Origin of the sequence: Paenibacillus glycanilyticus, assembly GCF_023715145.1 — a bacterium.
GTDB classification, from domain to species: domain Bacteria; phylum Bacillota; class Bacilli; order Paenibacillales; family Paenibacillaceae; genus Pristimantibacillus; species Pristimantibacillus glycanilyticus_A.
In genome coordinates, this window is record NZ_JAMBNP010000004.1 from 206,013 (window position 1) to 222,055 (window position 16,043).

Annotated in this window: 17 protein-coding genes; 8 read left to right on the forward strand and 9 right to left on the reverse strand. The window is 47.0% G+C overall.

Features of this window, described 5'->3' with window-relative positions; genetic code table 11:
• Position 1: 1 nt before the first annotated feature.
• Positions 2–1,093: a GerAB/ArcD/ProY family transporter gene (locus tag M3194_RS13350; RefSeq protein WP_251654571.1), complete on the forward strand. Its 1,092-nt coding sequence runs from the start codon at positions 2–4 to the stop codon at positions 1,091–1,093.
• 112 nt (positions 1,094–1,205) lie between these two features.
• Positions 1,206–2,003 carry an SDR family oxidoreductase gene (locus M3194_RS13355; RefSeq protein WP_251654572.1) on the forward strand — a complete coding sequence of 266 codons (798 nt, stop codon included), beginning with the start codon at positions 1,206–1,208 and terminating at the stop codon, positions 2,001–2,003.
• Between the two features lie 122 nt (positions 2,004–2,125).
• Here the strand turns inward: M3194_RS13355 and M3194_RS13360 are convergent, their stop codons facing one another.
• The 5 genes from M3194_RS13360 to M3194_RS13380 form a co-directional block, all read right to left on the reverse strand.
• Positions 2,126–3,340, reverse strand: coding sequence for an MFS transporter (locus M3194_RS13360; RefSeq protein WP_251654573.1), 1,215 nt, complete (start codon positions 3,338–3,340; stop codon positions 2,126–2,128).
• A gap of 240 nt (positions 3,341–3,580) precedes the next feature.
• The gene (locus M3194_RS13365) at positions 3,581–4,165 is read right to left on the reverse strand and encodes a TetR/AcrR family transcriptional regulator (protein WP_251654574.1); all 585 of its coding nucleotides are present in this window, start codon (positions 4,163–4,165) and stop codon (positions 3,581–3,583) included.
• A 142-nt stretch (positions 4,166–4,307) separates the two neighbouring features.
• Positions 4,308–5,090: an SDR family NAD(P)-dependent oxidoreductase gene (locus tag M3194_RS13370; protein WP_251654575.1), complete on the reverse strand. Its 783-nt coding sequence runs from the start codon at positions 5,088–5,090 to the stop codon at positions 4,308–4,310.
• A 33-nt stretch (positions 5,091–5,123) separates the two neighbouring features.
• On the reverse strand, positions 5,124–5,600 hold the full coding sequence (locus M3194_RS13375) for a DinB family protein (RefSeq protein WP_251654576.1): 477 nt from the start codon (positions 5,598–5,600) through the stop codon (positions 5,124–5,126).
• Between the two features lie 83 nt (positions 5,601–5,683).
• The gene (locus tag M3194_RS13380) at positions 5,684–6,562 is read right to left on the reverse strand and encodes a LysR family transcriptional regulator (protein WP_251654577.1); all 879 of its coding nucleotides are present in this window, start codon (positions 6,560–6,562) and stop codon (positions 5,684–5,686) included.
• A gap of 84 nt (positions 6,563–6,646) precedes the next feature.
• Between M3194_RS13380 and M3194_RS13385 the strand changes: the two genes are divergently transcribed.
• A complete protein-coding gene (locus M3194_RS13385) occupies positions 6,647–7,045 on the forward strand; it encodes a DUF1330 domain-containing protein (protein WP_251654578.1) in 399 nt (132 codons plus the stop codon).
• Positions 7,042–7,383, forward strand: a complete 342-nt coding sequence (locus tag M3194_RS13390) for a nuclear transport factor 2 family protein (RefSeq protein ID WP_251654579.1) — start codon at positions 7,042–7,044, stop codon at positions 7,381–7,383. The genes M3194_RS13385 and M3194_RS13390 overlap by 4 nt, the downstream gene beginning before the upstream one ends.
• Before the next feature lie 56 nt (positions 7,384–7,439).
• Here the strand turns inward: M3194_RS13390 and M3194_RS13395 are convergent, their stop codons facing one another.
• Positions 7,440–7,811: an iron chaperone gene (locus M3194_RS13395; RefSeq protein ID WP_251654580.1), complete on the reverse strand. Its 372-nt coding sequence runs from the start codon at positions 7,809–7,811 to the stop codon at positions 7,440–7,442.
• Between the two features lie 173 nt (positions 7,812–7,984).
• Here M3194_RS13395 and M3194_RS13400 point away from each other — a divergent pair, with 173 nt between their 5' ends.
• The 4 genes from M3194_RS13400 (at position 7,985) to M3194_RS13415 (ending at position 12,719) form a co-directional block, all read left to right on the forward strand.
• Positions 7,985–9,424 (forward strand): spore germination protein, encoded by a 1,440-nt coding sequence (locus M3194_RS13400; RefSeq protein ID WP_397334315.1) that lies wholly within the window; start codon positions 7,985–7,987, stop codon positions 9,422–9,424.
• A gap of 14 nt (positions 9,425–9,438) precedes the next feature.
• Positions 9,439–10,581 (forward strand): Ger(x)C family spore germination protein, encoded by a 1,143-nt coding sequence (locus M3194_RS13405; protein ID WP_251654900.1) that lies wholly within the window; start codon positions 9,439–9,441, stop codon positions 10,579–10,581.
• Positions 10,582–10,600: 19 nt separating this feature from the next.
• Positions 10,601–11,704 (forward strand): GerAB/ArcD/ProY family transporter, encoded by a 1,104-nt coding sequence (locus tag M3194_RS13410; RefSeq protein ID WP_251654582.1) that lies wholly within the window; start codon positions 10,601–10,603, stop codon positions 11,702–11,704.
• A 127-nt stretch (positions 11,705–11,831) separates the two neighbouring features.
• The gene (locus M3194_RS13415; protein ID WP_251654583.1) at positions 11,832–12,719 is read left to right on the forward strand and encodes a LysR family transcriptional regulator; all 888 of its coding nucleotides are present in this window, start codon (positions 11,832–11,834) and stop codon (positions 12,717–12,719) included.
• A gap of 58 nt (positions 12,720–12,777) precedes the next feature.
• Here the strand turns inward: M3194_RS13415 and M3194_RS13420 are convergent, their stop codons facing one another.
• From M3194_RS13420 to M3194_RS13430, 3 genes are all read right to left on the reverse strand, one after another.
• Entirely contained in the window at positions 12,778–15,033 is a 2,256-nt protein-coding gene (locus tag M3194_RS13420; RefSeq protein ID WP_251654584.1) for an ATP-binding cassette domain-containing protein, read from the reverse strand.
• 123 nt (positions 15,034–15,156) lie between these two features.
• On the reverse strand, positions 15,157–15,558 hold the full coding sequence (locus tag M3194_RS13425) for an SRPBCC family protein (protein ID WP_251654585.1): 402 nt from the start codon (positions 15,556–15,558) through the stop codon (positions 15,157–15,159).
• Entirely contained in the window at positions 15,555–15,884 is a 330-nt protein-coding gene (locus M3194_RS13430; RefSeq protein ID WP_251654586.1) for an ArsR/SmtB family transcription factor, read from the reverse strand. Before M3194_RS13430 ends, M3194_RS13425 begins: the two co-directional genes overlap by 4 nt.
• Positions 15,885–16,043 lie beyond the last annotated feature (159 nt).

The following is a 16,043-nucleotide window of genomic DNA, read 5'->3' on the forward strand; positions in this document are numbered from 1 at the left end:
CGTGCAGAAGGCAGTAAAAGAAAACCATACCATTTCCGGATATTTTGTGTTCTTTCTAATCAGCGTTTCGCAAACCGCCGCGGCGATTTTTAATTTTCAATGTCTTGTGGCTGGAGAAGCCGGGCATGATGCATGGATATCCATTCTCCTAATGGGATTAAGCCTGCATCTTATCGTCTGGATGATCTACAAGATGCTTGGTCATCCGGCAAAAGACGTGATTGATGTAAATCGGAGCATTTTCGGAACATGGCTGGGTAACGTCATTTCTCTGCTGTTAGTCGGCTATTACTTTATAATGGCACTATTCTTCCTGCGGGCTTACATTGAAATCATTCATGTGTGGGTATTTCCAGCTCTAAAAACATGGGCTATTGCCGGGCTAATGATACTGATGATTTATTATTTCGTATCCGGCGGATTTAGAGTTGTTGCGGGAGTCAGCTTTTTCTTCATGCTCACGATTCCTTTGCTATTTCTGTTCTACATTCCGTTTCAACAAGGCGATTTTCATCGTATCATGCCGGTACTTAACCATTCTCTGCTGGATTTGCTTAAAGGGGCCGGAATCTCCAGTTACATTTTTTTTGGGATTGAGTGTTTGCTTATTTACTTTCCATTTTTGAAACAACCTGATAAAAACAGAAAATGGGCGCATTTTGCTTTACTCTATACCACCATTAAATATGTGGTAATCATCCTTGTAACCGTTATGTACTTCAGCCAGGGATTACTGCAGCATACCCTATGGCCAACCTTGGCAATGACCAAGATCATTGAGTTATCCTTTATTGCCCGGTTTGAATTCCTTTATATCTTTATGTGGGTTCTGGTGATCATACCTACGGTTTGCATCCCCATTTGGTGCTGTACAAGAATTATCAAACGAGTGACTACGCTTAAGCCTCGATTGTCCTTACCGATCGTTCTGATAGTCCTGTTCATCATCGCGCTTATGTTTAAAGAACGAACCGAGATCAGCGCATTGGAGAAATTCGCGAATGTAATGGGATTATGGTTTAACTTTGCCTACATCCCGTTACTGTTTCTAATCACTATTATTTTTTTAAGACCAAAACCCAAATTATCATGAGCAAAATTCATTAATTTAATTATTATTATAAATTAGACTAATGATTCGAACAGGCGTAAGCTTACAGATGTGAGAGAGATTACTCAAAAAAAACATCTGGGAGGCTTTATGAATGACGACAACTTATGCAGCTTATGAGAATGAATTCAAAGGCAAACGAGCACTTATTACAGGCGGAACAAAAGGAATGGGTTACGCGATCGTGAAGCGGCTGGCGGGAGCCGGTGCCACGGTGCTTACTACGGCGCGTACGATTCCAGCCGATTACGATATTCCGGGCGTCCACTTCTCTCAAGCCGATATTACAAAACCTGAAGGAACTGCCCTGCTCGTGGATGCCGTGCAAGAAAAGCTTGGCGGCATCGATATTCTTATCAATACGGTTGGAGGTTCTTCAACGCCTCCCGGCGGTGCCCTTGCGTTAACCGAGGACGATTGGCTGACTGCGTTTAATCTGAATCTGTTTGGCTCCGTTCGATTGGACAGAAATCTGCTGCCAATGATGGTTGCGCAAGGCAAAGGCGTCATAATCCATGTAAGCTCGATTCAGAGGAAAATGCCGCTGTATGAGACAACTTTGGCATACGCCGCGGCTAAAGCGGCATTGACCAACTACAGCAAAGGTTTATCCAAGGAGTTCTCGCCGCAAGGGATTCGTGTGAATACAATCGCGCCGGGCTTCATTCAGACGGAAGCGGCGGACCGCATGATCGACAGGATTGCAACAGTCGCAGGCAGCCGCGAAGCTGCACTGCAAGAGTTGATGAATTCGCTCGGCGGCATACCAATCGGCCGTCCAGGGCTGCCAGAAGAAGTGGCAGAGCTTGCCGCCTTCTTGGTGTCTGACCGTGCAGCTTCCATTACGGGCAGCGAATATGTGATAGACGGTGGAACAGTGCCAACGGTTTAAATGGCCATCATCCATGCTGTACTTACCATGACAATTTATTGTCATGATTTTCCCGTACCAGCACAACTATTGCTTATTCAAACAAAGGGATGTCCGAATTGGACATCCCTTTGTTATTCCTATTAGGCTTTAGCAGGTTTAGCCGGAATAGCTTCCGCCTCTTTGCCTTTTCTTGCGGTAAATAACAGTGTGACAAGAGCAAGAATCCCAATAATAATGGCCATCAGCCAGATCGCCGAGCTGAAGCCAAGCGTGCTGGAGGCAACGCCTCCGCCATAAGCGCTGGTGCCTTGGAACAAATAAGCGGCAACTAATACCGCTGACAAGAACTGAACGCGGTTCTGGACAGGCGAATTGATTGCGGCAAGCCCAATTGCTCCGGAAGCCGAGAACCCATACGCAAGTCCGCCAAGGACGGACGAGCTCATAAACAGCAGGAAGGAATGGTTAACCGCCGCGGAAATAAGCAGAACGGTTGCAACCGCAATGGAAGCCATGCCTATACGAATCGAAATGACGGGTTTTAATCTTCCGGCAATCGTTGCGCTTACCGATGCGAGCAAATACGAGATGGACAATACGGTTCCGATAACAAGGATATCTTGCGTACCAATAACGTCACGGGCAATTTGTGCTCCAAGCGATAACAATAATGCTCCGTTTGCAAATCCGGTGCCTATTGCCAAGCCAGCCAAAAGATAAACGCCCCATAGCCCTTTCGGTACTTTTACACCCTGCAATTTGAAAGCAGGTTTTACTGCGGCTTGCGTTGTTGTTCCTTTCGGAAGGAACAAGCACAGGATGATGCTGGCAAGCACAAGAACGGCAAGTACCCAATAGCTGAAATATAACGGCGAAGGAGCATATTTAATAAGTGCGGCTCCAACAATGGTTGCAAGAAACAGACCAACCGCTTGCGTTATCGTGTTAATGGACCCTGGCAGCTTTTTGTTGGGCGAAGGGTTAAATTCAACAAGCGCGGCAGCCCCCGAACCAGCCGTTAACCCCACGCCCAAGCCTTGGAATACACGTCCGGCAAACAGCCAGAATACGTTTTGGGCCGTTGCGAACACCAATGCGCCGATCAAGAGAAAAAGAAGTCCGGTAATTAAGGTGTTCCTGCGTCCAATGTAGTCCGAGATGTTCCCTAACAAGAAAAGGACCAGGATAAGGACGATCGGGTAAATCGAGAATATGCCAGTCGTAACTGCTTTGGAAAGATGCCACTGCAGAGCATAAACCGGAAATTCAATTGATGGTGCCGTACTTGACCACAAGCTGACCGTAAGCACCCAAGCGACTATCCAAAAGGATGTTTTTGAAGATATGGTTTTCATGGTTTAGCCTCTCTCTCCATTGTTTATATTGTGACCAGATTCAAAAATCATATTAAAGAACAATCATTCTTTAATAGTCCAAAAAAATTGTCATTAGCTTGTCGACAAAATCATCCTGAGACAGCTAATGAACAATTTAGTTTAAAGAATAGTTGTTCTTAAACACTCATACAGACTTGATTTCCACAAGTCTTAGTATATGAATTTAAGAACGATTAGTCAATTATAATTTTATGCGCATTAGACAAGAATTGACATCGCTACCTTCGCAGCATCTTCCAGTACTTTGCGGTCTGTAGCGATTTTCGCGAGCACATAGAGTCCGTTTCTCGTATTTAAAAGAAATCTGGCCGCTTCTTGTACCGTATGCTTTGTTTTGAGCTCCCCTTGCTGCTGAGCGCGCATCAAAAATTTATGAAAATTCATCTCCATATCCAATGTATAGGCCTCAATGCGGAATGAAACAACGGGGTCCACCTTCCCCATCTCCATGGCCGTATTCGCAATCAGACAGCCTCGCCGTCCGTTGTCATCACTCATCGCGATATCGATCAGTCGTTCGAAATACCGTCCTAATAATTCTTTGGCGGATCCGTCTTCTTCAAGAATGGTGTATGCCCGGTTCCTCGTCGTGTCCCTGAACCGATCCAGGCAAGTTAGAAAAAGCTGATTTTTATCCCCGAATGTATCGTACAAGCTGCCTCTGTGAACTCCGGTATGCTCGACTAAATCCTGAATCGAAGTACGTTCATAGCCTTTCTGCCAGAACAGCTCCATTGCTTTCTGAAGAACAGCATCCTGATCAAATTCTCTTGGTCTAGCCATATTCCATACCTCCCTTTCCTCCATCATATCCGTTTAAGAACGATCAGTAAAGAATGAATATGTTCCATTTGCCGCCTTGTTGAAGAAAAATAAAAAGCCGCGATTTACGCGACTTTGTTATTCCTGCTTATATTATACCCAACTAAAGAACCGCCGCTTTGCCTCCGTCAATATTAACCGATGTCCCGGTTACGTATGACGCAGCGTCAGATACGAGGAAGGCAATGACATTAGCGGCTTCCTCCGTACGGCCAATCCGTCTAAGCGGAATATCGTGCCTTGGATCCGCCGCGAATTCATCCCATGTCAGATGCGGTGCGGATGCCTGCCACATCCGTTCGATCTGATCGCTGCGAATCAAACCGATGCAGACCGCGTTCACGCGGATGCCGTCAGCGGCCAGATCCTTGCTCATTGCTTTTGTTAGCGCAAGGCCCGCTGCACGGCTAACGGAAGTCGGAAGCGACGAGCCCGAAGGCGTTTTACCACCTATTGCGGTAACATTCACGATTGCGCCATTGCCGCCTTGCTTCAAATACGGCAGTGCTGCACGAGTGAAATGGATCGAGCCAAACAGCTTTAAATCCAAATCCGCCGACCAAGCAGCAGCATCCACCGCTTCGAACGGTTTCGCCGCTGAGGTGCCCGCGTTGTTAACCAGAATATCGATCCCCCCGAAGTGCTCGGCAGCCGCTGCTACCGCGCGTTCCGCATCGGCTTCCGCGGATGCATCAGCCGAGATGACAAGCGGCTCCGTTCCCGTCTTGGCCGCGATTTTCGCCGCCGCTTCTTGCAGGGATTCCTTGTTCCTAGCAACAATGGCTACTTGTGCACCTTCCTTTGCAAGCAGCAAGGCGGTTTCCAATCCGATCCCTTTGCTGCCACCCGTGATGATGGCCCTTTTGCCCTTCAATCCAAGCTCCATGCTAGACCAAACTCCTTCGTCATCGATTTGTACTTACGCGAACAACCCTCTGCCAACGAAATTTGCGGAAACCGGTTCCTTGCCAATCTCTCTTGCCCAAACGGACAATTGACCGACATGGTGGATTTCATGAGCGATCAGATGCCGCATGACTTCGCCGTACCGATGCGCTTCCCGTTCCCCTTCATCCGTAATATCAATCATAATGCGGTCTTCCAGGCTGTCATTCCATGCGATAACGAAAGGCGCGATTTCCGTGTGGCAGGAAGAGGAGAATTCAATCACTTGCTGCAAGCTGGCCACATCCTGGAACGACGGAATTTCTATTGCCTTTTCTTGAATTCCGCCGCAAATCCAGCCGTATTCGACAGCAACAATATGATATAGAGTAGGAAGAATATATCCGATTCCGCCGGTGCGTTTTTTCAGTAATTCTTCTTTATCCACCTTGCCGCACCAATCAAACCAATCTTTACGAACCTGCCAGTTATATTCGAATAGCTTCAGCATGCCGCAGCCTCCTGCAATAAGGGATATCGCTATAATTCCACTCGGGTATAGCACTCTCCTGCTTGTTTATGGAATGGATTCCATTAAAACGGCCCCTTCTCTTTCAGGTAAGCCACAAACCGCTCCGTTGCAGGCGACAAGAAACGGTCCTTCTTCAAATGAAGACCGACCTCCCACATCCAGCCTTGTTCCTTAATCGGTATCCATCTCAATCCATCCAGGTTCAGACCGGCTGTCTTGGGCAGCACGGATACGCCAAGCCCGGCGGCTACAAAGCCTGCTACGGTCTGAAGATCGTCGGCGTCGTAACTTGAGGCTAGCGTAAAGTTCAAATGGTGAACGCGAGCCAGCAGGGAATCCTTTAAAGAGCAATTATGCTTCAGGCCAACAAAGGGTTCGCCGGTGATCTCTGCCAAATGGACGGATTCCCGTTCCGCTAACGGATGGTCGGTGGAGACAACAAGATATAATGGCATGGCCATCATCGGAACCCATTCGTATAAGTCAGAATCAGGTCTTTCCGATGTAATCATCAAATCCGACTGGCCGCTCTCGACATGCTCCTTGACGGCTCCTTTATCCCCTTGCGCCAGTTCAAATCTAACTTTGGGATAAGCCAGCTGGTAAGCGCGAATCAAACGGGGAATCAAGTCCACGCCCAAGATATTTAAGTAAGAAAGATGGATAATGCCCGTATCCGGACTGGAGTATTCCACAATCTCCTGTTTCCCGCGCGCGACCTCATACAGTATTCTCTCCACATGCTTGGAGAACATGATCCCATACCGGTTAATTTGAAGGTTCCTGCCCTTCCGTTCAAATAGCGGCACGCCAAGCTCGGCTTCCAGCTTGGAGATGGAATGACTCAGCGCAGGCTGAGTAATGGACAAGGCTTCTGCCGCTTTTGTCAGATGCTCCATGCGGGCTACTTCCAGAAAATATTCCAACTGCGTTAATTCCACAGGCTTTCCTCCTACATAAGCTTGATTCATGATTATTGATGTTATCATACATTTTGCTAATGATTGATACAAGGTTACTCATGAATGAAAGTAATTGATTTTATGAAAATAATGAATTTTACGATTGAAAAGGTAAGGGTTATGATGAACTTGTCCGTAAGAAATTCATGTATGGGAGTTGCAAACATAATGCCTGCTTACGTTATTTTTATAAGAGAGCAAACAAACGACACGGAAGCATTAAAGAGATACTCTTCAAAAGCCCCTGCTGGCTTGACAGGTCATCCGGTAAAACCGCTGTCCATGTATGAAACGTATGAAGTGATTGAAGGACCTGAAGTCGAAGGAGCTGCTTTGCTTGAATTTCCGAGCTTTGAGGAAGCCAAGGCCTGGTATTATAGTCCGGCTTACCAGGAAGCTCTTGTGCACCGGCTTAACGGCGGAGTTTATCGTGGCATGATTATAGAGGGGGTTAGGAAATGATTCGATTGCCTGAATCGGTTCATGCTTATTTCGCGGCATCTAATGAAGCGAAGCCCGAGGCATTTCTTGCAGCGTTTGACGACAATGCCTATGTTCAAGACAATGGACGCGCTATTAGCGGCATAAAGGCCATTGCGGGATGGATCAAAGCGGAAGTGTTTGATGTTCATGTTCAATTCAAGATTATCGATATCGCGAAGAAGGATGGAACCTATCATGTGATTGCTTCCGTCGATGGTGATTTTGACAAAACGAATTTACCCGCTCCGTTGTTAATGAAGCATTCCTTCCAGCTATCGGACGGCAAAATCAAGGAACTGAGTATCTCTCTATTATAAATAAAAACCAAGGCGGATTACTCCGCCTTGGTTTGATTAATGCCATTAAACGCATGCTATTTTCGCCAAAACGTTGTACAATCCGCCTTGTCCTCGACATTAAAAGTTATTATCCGCTCAAGTAAGCGGTAATCCACGGGTTTGTCCCAACGGATGCGAAGCAATAAATTGGTTTGATCGTAACCCGCTTCCTTGATCTCTTCAGCGAATCGAATCATCCCTGCCCTCTCCGGAGCAACAGCCAAATGCGGTTTGGCTACGCTAAACCCGATAATATAAGTGTCGTGATCGGTGAACATCGGCTGATTCCATCCGATCTTCTGTTCTAATTGGGGAAACGTATTTGTCACCCAAGTCAACACTTCTTCTGTTCGTTCCCGGTGTGTCGGATTATCAATCCCCGCTATGAATGCTGCAAAAACTTCCATTTTGTCCCCCTAAAAAGATGAATGATATTGGTTTGCCTCACTTATGGTATAACTATTCTTTCTATAGCATCAAATCCCCTTTGAAATCCTTGATTTGCATACCCTATTCGCGAATTGGTCATAATATCCATGTGCATCGGACCGCTTATGAAATCGAGGTGATCATCATGATTTTGAGTGCTAGCATTGGGGAGAACGAAGCCTACTTAAGAGAACAATTTCATCATTGCTCGGACTTCATCATCCGCTCCTTCAAGCTCAAGGATGACACTTTGCTCTTCATCGCTTATTTAGACGGCATGATTCGGGTACAGAGCGTGGAAGAGAATATTCTGAAGCCTCTAATTATGGGCGAGCTGCCCGATGGATTGGATCGGCTACAGTCTCTTACGGAAATGATCAGAAGCAATTGGCTGCCGTTAACGAACGTGCAAACCGATGACAATACGGAGAAGCTGCTGCAGCATATCCTGCAAGGCAGCCTGGCTGTATTTGTAGAGGGCGAAGCATCTGCGCTTATTGCCCAGGTACAGGACTTTGAGACCCGAAGCATACAGGAGCCTAAGAAGGAAGCGGCACTACGCGGCTCCAAAGAAAGCTTTGTCGAAAGTCTGCGCACGAATACAACGATGATCAGACGCCGGATCATTCACAAGGATCTTAAGCTGGAATCCTTCACGGTAGGCAAATATACGCAAACCGATGTTGCGCTTGTCTATGTGCAAGGCCTTGCGGAAGAAACCGTGATGACGCAGGTTAGAGAAAAGATCAATAACATTGAAACTGAAGCTATTATCGATTCCGCTTATATCGAAGAATGGATAGAAGGAAACTCCTTCTCCCTCTTCTCACAGGTGCAAAACACGGAACGTCCAGATATCGTTGCGGCAAGTTTATTGGAAGGAAAAGTTGCAATTTTAACAAACGGTTCTCCATTTGCTCTGATTCTCCCCATTACGTTCTGGTCGGGACTTCAATCCGCGGATGATTATTTCGAGAGGTTTATCTATGTCATACTCACCCGCTCGATCCGATACATGATGACCTTTATTTCGTTCGCCTTGCCCGCCATTTATGTCGCGCTGTCAACCTTTCATCCGGAGATGGTGCCCAGTTACCTCATGATCGGGATTTCAACAGCCAGAGAAAGCTCTCCATTTCCAACCGTAATCGAGGTATTCCTCATGCTGTTTGTGTTTGATGCCCTGCAGGAAGCCGGCGTTCATCTTCCCAACCAGCTCGGACCAGTCGTTAGCATTCTCGGTGCGCTGGTTATCGGCCAAGCCGCCGTAGAAGCCGGCATCATCTCAACGCCGATCATTATCGTGGTTTCTTTAACGGGAGTAGCGGCATATTCCATTCCGAGATACAGCTCCAGCCTCCCCTTCCGGATCATTCGTTACCTCTTACTATTCATTACCGGACTGTTAGGTTTTGTTGGGTTTGCGTTTGGCATCATCTTCTTGATGATTCACATGGTCATGCTGGAATCCTTTGGGAGACCTTTTATGTATCCCATTGCACCATTCGACGGTAAACGTATCAAAGACATCCTTATTCGTTATCCCATCTGGATTCAGAATGGCCGTAACAAGAAAGGACAAAAGAAATGAGACGTTTTCTTCGTATGGCTGGTCTATCCTTTATCTTGCTAATCACAAGCGCAGGTTGCACGGATTTCGTAGAACCGAACCAACTCGCATTTGTCATCGGCAGCGGAATTGATTATGCCGGAGACGGGATGATTGAAATCAGCCATCAGATCGCGATTCCTTCCAAACTAAGCGGTTCTTCCCAAGGTGGAGGACCAAGCGACTCGGAGAGTTTTATCGTCGTTTCCGCCAAGGGCAGGAATGTGTTCGAAGCCAATGAAAAAGTGCAAAGAAAAATATCCCGCAGGTTGATGACAAGTCATCGTACCCTTGTGGTAATTAGCGACGAGTTGGCTGAAAAAATGGATCTCAACAAGATGTTCGATAAGTTAAATAGAGATCCCGCAAACAATCAAAGGGATCTCTTAATCATGATTAAAGGCAGTGCCAAGGAATTTATGAAAATCAAGCACCCCTTGGAGCAGCTCTCCAGTATTGCGACCAATAAAGAGTTGCTTATTAATGGTTGGAACCATTACTCCATTAGGCAATTTATGATCGATTACGCTGCGGAGGGAACAAGGGCTGTCCTCCCTTTTCTTCAGATCGATAACAATCGTGAAGAAAAAGATAAAGTACATTTAGTCTTGCTGTCCGGTTACGCGGTCCTCAACAAGCAGCTCAAGATTAAAGGGATTCTAAATGATTCCGAAGGTGATCGAGCCGTATGGATGGCGGGGAGAGGAACGTTTCAACCGTTAACGATTCCATGGAAGGAAGGCAACGGCAGACTGTCCTTTCGGTTAACACACCTCGAGCGACAGATTCATCTGGCAAATGGAAAAAATCACGGGAATATCCAAATGACAGTCAAAGCGCAGGCCTATCTTCTTGACAATACCACTGAACTTGACATGTCTAATGTAAACAATATGGTTATGGTGAAGAAATACCTGGATGAGCGGATTCAAAAAGACATGCAGGTTACCTTCAATAGTATCCAGCAATGGGGACCGGATATCTTCGGCATCGGCGAGTACTATCATCGCAAGCATCCGTACTGGTGGAAATCGCAAAGAGACGATTGGGATGAGAACTTCAAGAAAATCAATGTCTCGATCAAAGCAAACATTTTATTAAGGTCAACCGGGACAAGCGGCGGCCAACTGAACGATTAACCCAAAGGAGATTTCAGCCATGAAACTGAGCAGCTACCAAATGTACTGGATCGTGATGATCTCATCCATCGTCACGACCTCTTACCTTCCCATCCATTTGGCGGTTGAGAAAGCACGCCAGGACGGCTGGATATCGATGCTGCTTGGTGGACTCGCGATGCTCTTTTTTACCTGGCTCATCCTGAAGGTATGCAAACAGAACGAGAATAAAACCTTGATCACCTTTATGAGGGAACTCCTTGGCACCGTGCTAGGCAAAATACTCGTCCTGATGTACTTCCTGTTATGGTTCAGGCATTTGACCACGATTTCAAGGGGCACGGTTGACTTTCAGAATTTGGTGATGCTTCACAACACGCCAATGATCCTTATTCTCTGCTGCCTGTTGTTTCTTGTCGCGTATTGCGTCTGCAAAGGCGGGTTAACGGCAATAAGCCGATGTGCGGAGATTATCGGCCCTATTCTTATCGTGATGTTATTTTTTCAGTTGTTTCTTAATCCACAGGACATGAATTACAAGAGAATCCTGCCGGTCTATGCGGATACCGGATGGCTGCCCATCCTGACGGGTACGTTTAACTCTTATTGTTATATCGTTGATCCCTCTATCGCGTTGATGCTGTTTTATTTTGCCGAAAACAAGCAAACCGCCTCGCGGGCCATATTATGGGGAACGGCAACTACCGTAATATGGGGCGTCATGGCAACGATCGTTCTCATGTTCGTTACCGGACCTCAAATTGCTTCCGAATTGGTTGTCCCAATCTATTCGCTGACGAAGTATATCTCCATTCTGAACTTTATACAGAATATCGATGCCTTCTATATTCCTTTATGGCTGCTTGCGGCGTTTATTAAATTATCCCTATGCTTGTTTATGCTAAGCTACGGGTTGTCCGAATGGACCGGCTTCCGGAATTGGAGGCTGATTGCTTGTATCGTAACGGGTATTTGGCTGGTATTTTACATCTACAGCAACTATAATATTCGCCTTTCTTTCACCCTCAAGAGCGTGATCCTCGAAGGCGTTTATTATCCTTTTGTGTATCTTGTGCTCCCCGCGATTCTATGGGTGATCGGCTCCGTCAAAAAGCGGCGCAAAGCAAAGCATAGCATATCATAAAGGGCAGATCAAAAGCTTGATAGAACTCTTCTATGATTATCTAATTTCGGTTGTAATTGATTAATCAATCGCTAGCTTTTATACTTAAAAAAAGGGATAACAGCATGAATGGTTGAGGTGACTGACAATGGAAATTAGACAATTGGAGTATTTTCAAGCGATTTGCGATGAGCTTCATTTTACCCGTGCTGCCGATAAGCTGGGCATCTCGCAGCCAACCTTGAGCTATCAAATCAAGCAGCTGGAAGACGAACTCGAAGTAAGATTATTTAATCGTATTGGGAAGAGAATAGCTTTGACCGAAGCCGGGGCTATCCTTCTTGGCCATAGCCGGAGCATATTCCGCTCGATTGCGGGTGCCCGCGAGGAGATCTCCGAACTTCATCTCATGGAGAGAGGCACTTTAACCATTGGAACTTTAATTGGCGAAATTAACGATATGGTCTCAGGCTTATTGGTTAACTTTCATAAAGAGTTTCCGGCGATCAATATTCGGCTGTTAGCCTTAGAGGATATTACGAATTCTCTATTGCAGGACGAGTTGGATTTCGCCTTGACCATCTTCCCGTTTGATGACGACAGATTCACTAAGATTTCCTTATACAAAGAAGAGTTCTATTTCGTCGTCCATGCGGATTCTCCGCTCTCTCATAAAGCGAGCATCACTTATGAGGAAATGATGCAGGAACCGATTATTATGTTTCCGCAGACCTACCGCTGCAGGCAATTGGTAGATACGATGTGTACCATGCATGGCGATACATTGGGACCCGTGATTGAAACCTCGTCTATTGGCTCCATTCTTACTCTCGTGCAGGCTGGATCCGGGGTATCCATCTTATCGAAAACGCTTCTTGAAATGAATCCAAGGCCTCATATCAGCATGATCCCGATCAAACATCCCGCCCTTCATAGAGAAGTAGGAATTGTTTATTTGAAGGACCGGTTTATGGGAAAAGCCGCAACGGCTTTTATCAACCAGCTGGTCGCTCGTTTTGACAAGAGTTATTCCTGAACGACAAGAAGCTGCCGATTGCAGAATCGGCAGCTTCTTTGCTCTTGCTAAATTCGAATTACTTCAAATACCTTCCCGTAATCGAATGTTCCTCGTGAATGATCTGCGGAGGTGTGCCTTCGAATACAACCTGGCCGCCTCTGCTGCCTCCATCCGGCCCCATATCGACGATCCAATCCGCTTGGCTGATCACTTCGAGGTTATGCTCAATCACGATTACCGTATTGCCGGCATCTACCAGACGGTTCATGATCCCGAGAAGATGACCGATATCGGACATATGAAGACCGGTGGTTGGCTCGTCCATCACGTAGATGCTTCCGTTCTTATGCAGCTCGCTTGCCAGCTTGATCCGTTGACATTCTCCGCCGGATAGCGTGCTGAGCGGCTGACCGAGTGTAATATAGTTAAGCCCCACATCACTCATCGCTTGAAGCTTTTTCTTAACCTCTTTCAGGTCGAAAAAGTCCAGTGCCTGCTCCACTGTCATCTCCAGCACTTCCGCGATGTTTTTGCCGTTCAGCTTGTATTCAAGAACCTCTTCCTTGAACCTCTTGCCCTCACACACTTCGCAAGGCATCTTCACGCTATCAAAGAAGGACAGGTCGGTATACACGACGCCAAGACCTTGACAGTTCTCGCAGGCCCCCTTGGAATTAAAGCTGAACAAGCCCTGATTGACTTTATTTGCGGCAGCGAACGCCTTGCGCACATCATCCATAATTCCCGTATAGGTTGCAGGATTCGATCGAGTGGATACGCCTATTGCCGACTGGTCTATAACGACCGCATCCGGATGCTGGGTAAGGAAGATATCATTAATCAGCGTGCTTTTTCCCGAGCCGGCCACTCCCGTAACAACCGTCAGCACGCCTGTAGGAACATCAACGCTGACGTTCTGCAGGTTATGCAGGCTGGCATTCTTAATCGACAGCTGGCCGGAGGCTTGTCTGCAATCCTGCTTCAGCTGAAGCGGACGCTTCATGTGTGTTCCTGTCAGCGTTCCCGACTCCAGCAAGCCTTCAAAGCTTCCTTCGAATACAATGTTGCCGCCGCGGCTTCCGGCATGAGGACCAACGTCGACAATATGATCCGCCACTTTGATGACATCGGGATCATGCTCAACGACAATGACCGTATTTCCCTTGTCGCGCAGTTTCACAAGCAGGTCATTTAACCGGTGTACGTCACGGGGATGCAGGCCAACGCTAGGCTCGTCGAAAATGTAAGTGACATCGACCAGGCTGCCGCTAAGGTGCTTCACCATCTTGACGCGCTGTGATTCGCCGCCGGACAAGGTATCCGTCTCGCGGTTCAAGGTCAAATAGTCAAGACCGATATCCACCAAATGCTGAAGACGCTCTGTCAGGGACTTGGCAATCGGCGCTGCAACCGGATTATCAATCTCTTTGATGACGCGGATAAGATGTCCAACCTCCATGGAGGACAGCTCGGCAATGTTCCGTCCGTTAATTTTACAGCCAAGCGCTGCCTGACTAAGCCTTGCACCGTGGCAGCTTGGGCACGGACCTTCGGTGATAAACGGCGCTACCGATTTTTGTGTACGCTCGGATTTCAGCTTCACATCTTGCTTGATGTATTTGTTGGTGAATTTCTCAATGACGCCTTCCACCGTGATATTCGTTGCTTTGCCCGCGAAGTCCATCTGTACTTTCCTCGCTTTGGCGTAGAGCAGCTCTTCCAGTTCCTCGCTCGAATAATCGCTTAGCTTCTTATCCGGATCAAAGGACCCTGCTTGTACGAGCAAATTCCAATCCCAAGCGTTCACCGCATAATCCGGCAGCATGATTGCTCCCTCGTTTAACGACTTGGACATGTCCAGGGCCTTGCTCATATCAACGCCAAGCTTGCGCCCTATTCCGTTACACTCCGGGCACATCCCTTGCGGATCGTTAAAGGAGAACATATTCGCCGGACCTACCTGCGGCTGCCCCACCCTGGAGAATAAAACCCGGAGAATGGGAGAGATATCGGTAATTGTGCCCATTGTAGAATGGGAGCCGCCGCCAAGCCTCTTCTGATCGACGACAACCGCCATGCTGAGGTTCTCAATCCCGTCCGTATCCGGCTGCGGAAAGCTGGGCAAGAAAGTGCGCACGAAGGTACTGAAGTTCTCATTCAACAATCGCGTGGATTCTGCTGCAATCGTATCGAAGACGATTGATGATTTGCCGGAGCCGGAAACCCCCGTGAAAATCGTGATCTTTCGCTTGGGGATATGCAGGGATACGTTCTTGAGATTGTTCTCCCTGGCATTCGAGATGACGATATACTCCTGATTAGATTCGCTCATTTATTACATCCTTCCGATCGTAGATTATGTCCTTTCCATTGTACGAACCAGACATAAACCGGTTGCAAACAAGATGCAACCGGTTTATGTGAGTTCGAATCCCTATTAGGATCCAATATGCGATTATTGGGCCAGCAATTTTGCCAGCTCGCCATGCCAGTTCGTCCAGCCGTATCTAGCCCCTTCAAGTCCTGGTACATTCGAGAAGCCGGTTTGTTCAAGGTGAAGGTTCACCTTCCCATTGCCCAGATCCTGCACGGTCCAGTTAACCGTATGCTTCTCTTCCCCAACTGCCCAAGAGTAGGATAACAACCGGTTCGCTTCATCTACAACCAGCACTTCACCGTTAATAACGCCATCCCAATACTGGTTCGGCTCAGCCCGGAACTGAAATTGGTGTCCAACCTCCGGCTTAAAGTCATTGGGCAATACCCATTTGGCAAGCATCGCTGAATCCGTTAAGGCGGACCAAGCTTTTTCAATCGAAGTGTTGTACTGGAAATCCAATTCTAACTTCAAACTCATTCTTCTTCCTCCTCCAAAAGCTGTTGTAAGCGAAACATATTTGTCATCCAGAATTTTCTGTAGTAAGAAACCCAATCCTGAATCTCTTTAAGCGGATTGGCATTTAGTCTGAAACGCGTTTCCCTGCCGACCTTCCTGTCCGTTACCAGCCCGGCTTCTTTCAGGATAGTCAGATGTTTGGACACAGCTGTGCGGCCCATGTCGAACTGTACCGTTAGCTCATGAAGCGGGATTTCGTCAACTTCGGACAACAGCTGAATCAGCCGGCGCCTCGTTGGATCCGCTATCGCGTCAAAAACATCCCGTGACGGATTATTATCGCTCACAGCACCCCCTCCTAGAAATCTTCTTAACCGCATTCATTCGGTGTTCGGGAAACATAAGTTGCAACTGCTCCATTCCATTCATTACAATATAGAGTGCAGGAAAAATGAATGTTTCAATAATGATTCAATTAAATGACACTGTATGGTGTCTATTTGGAT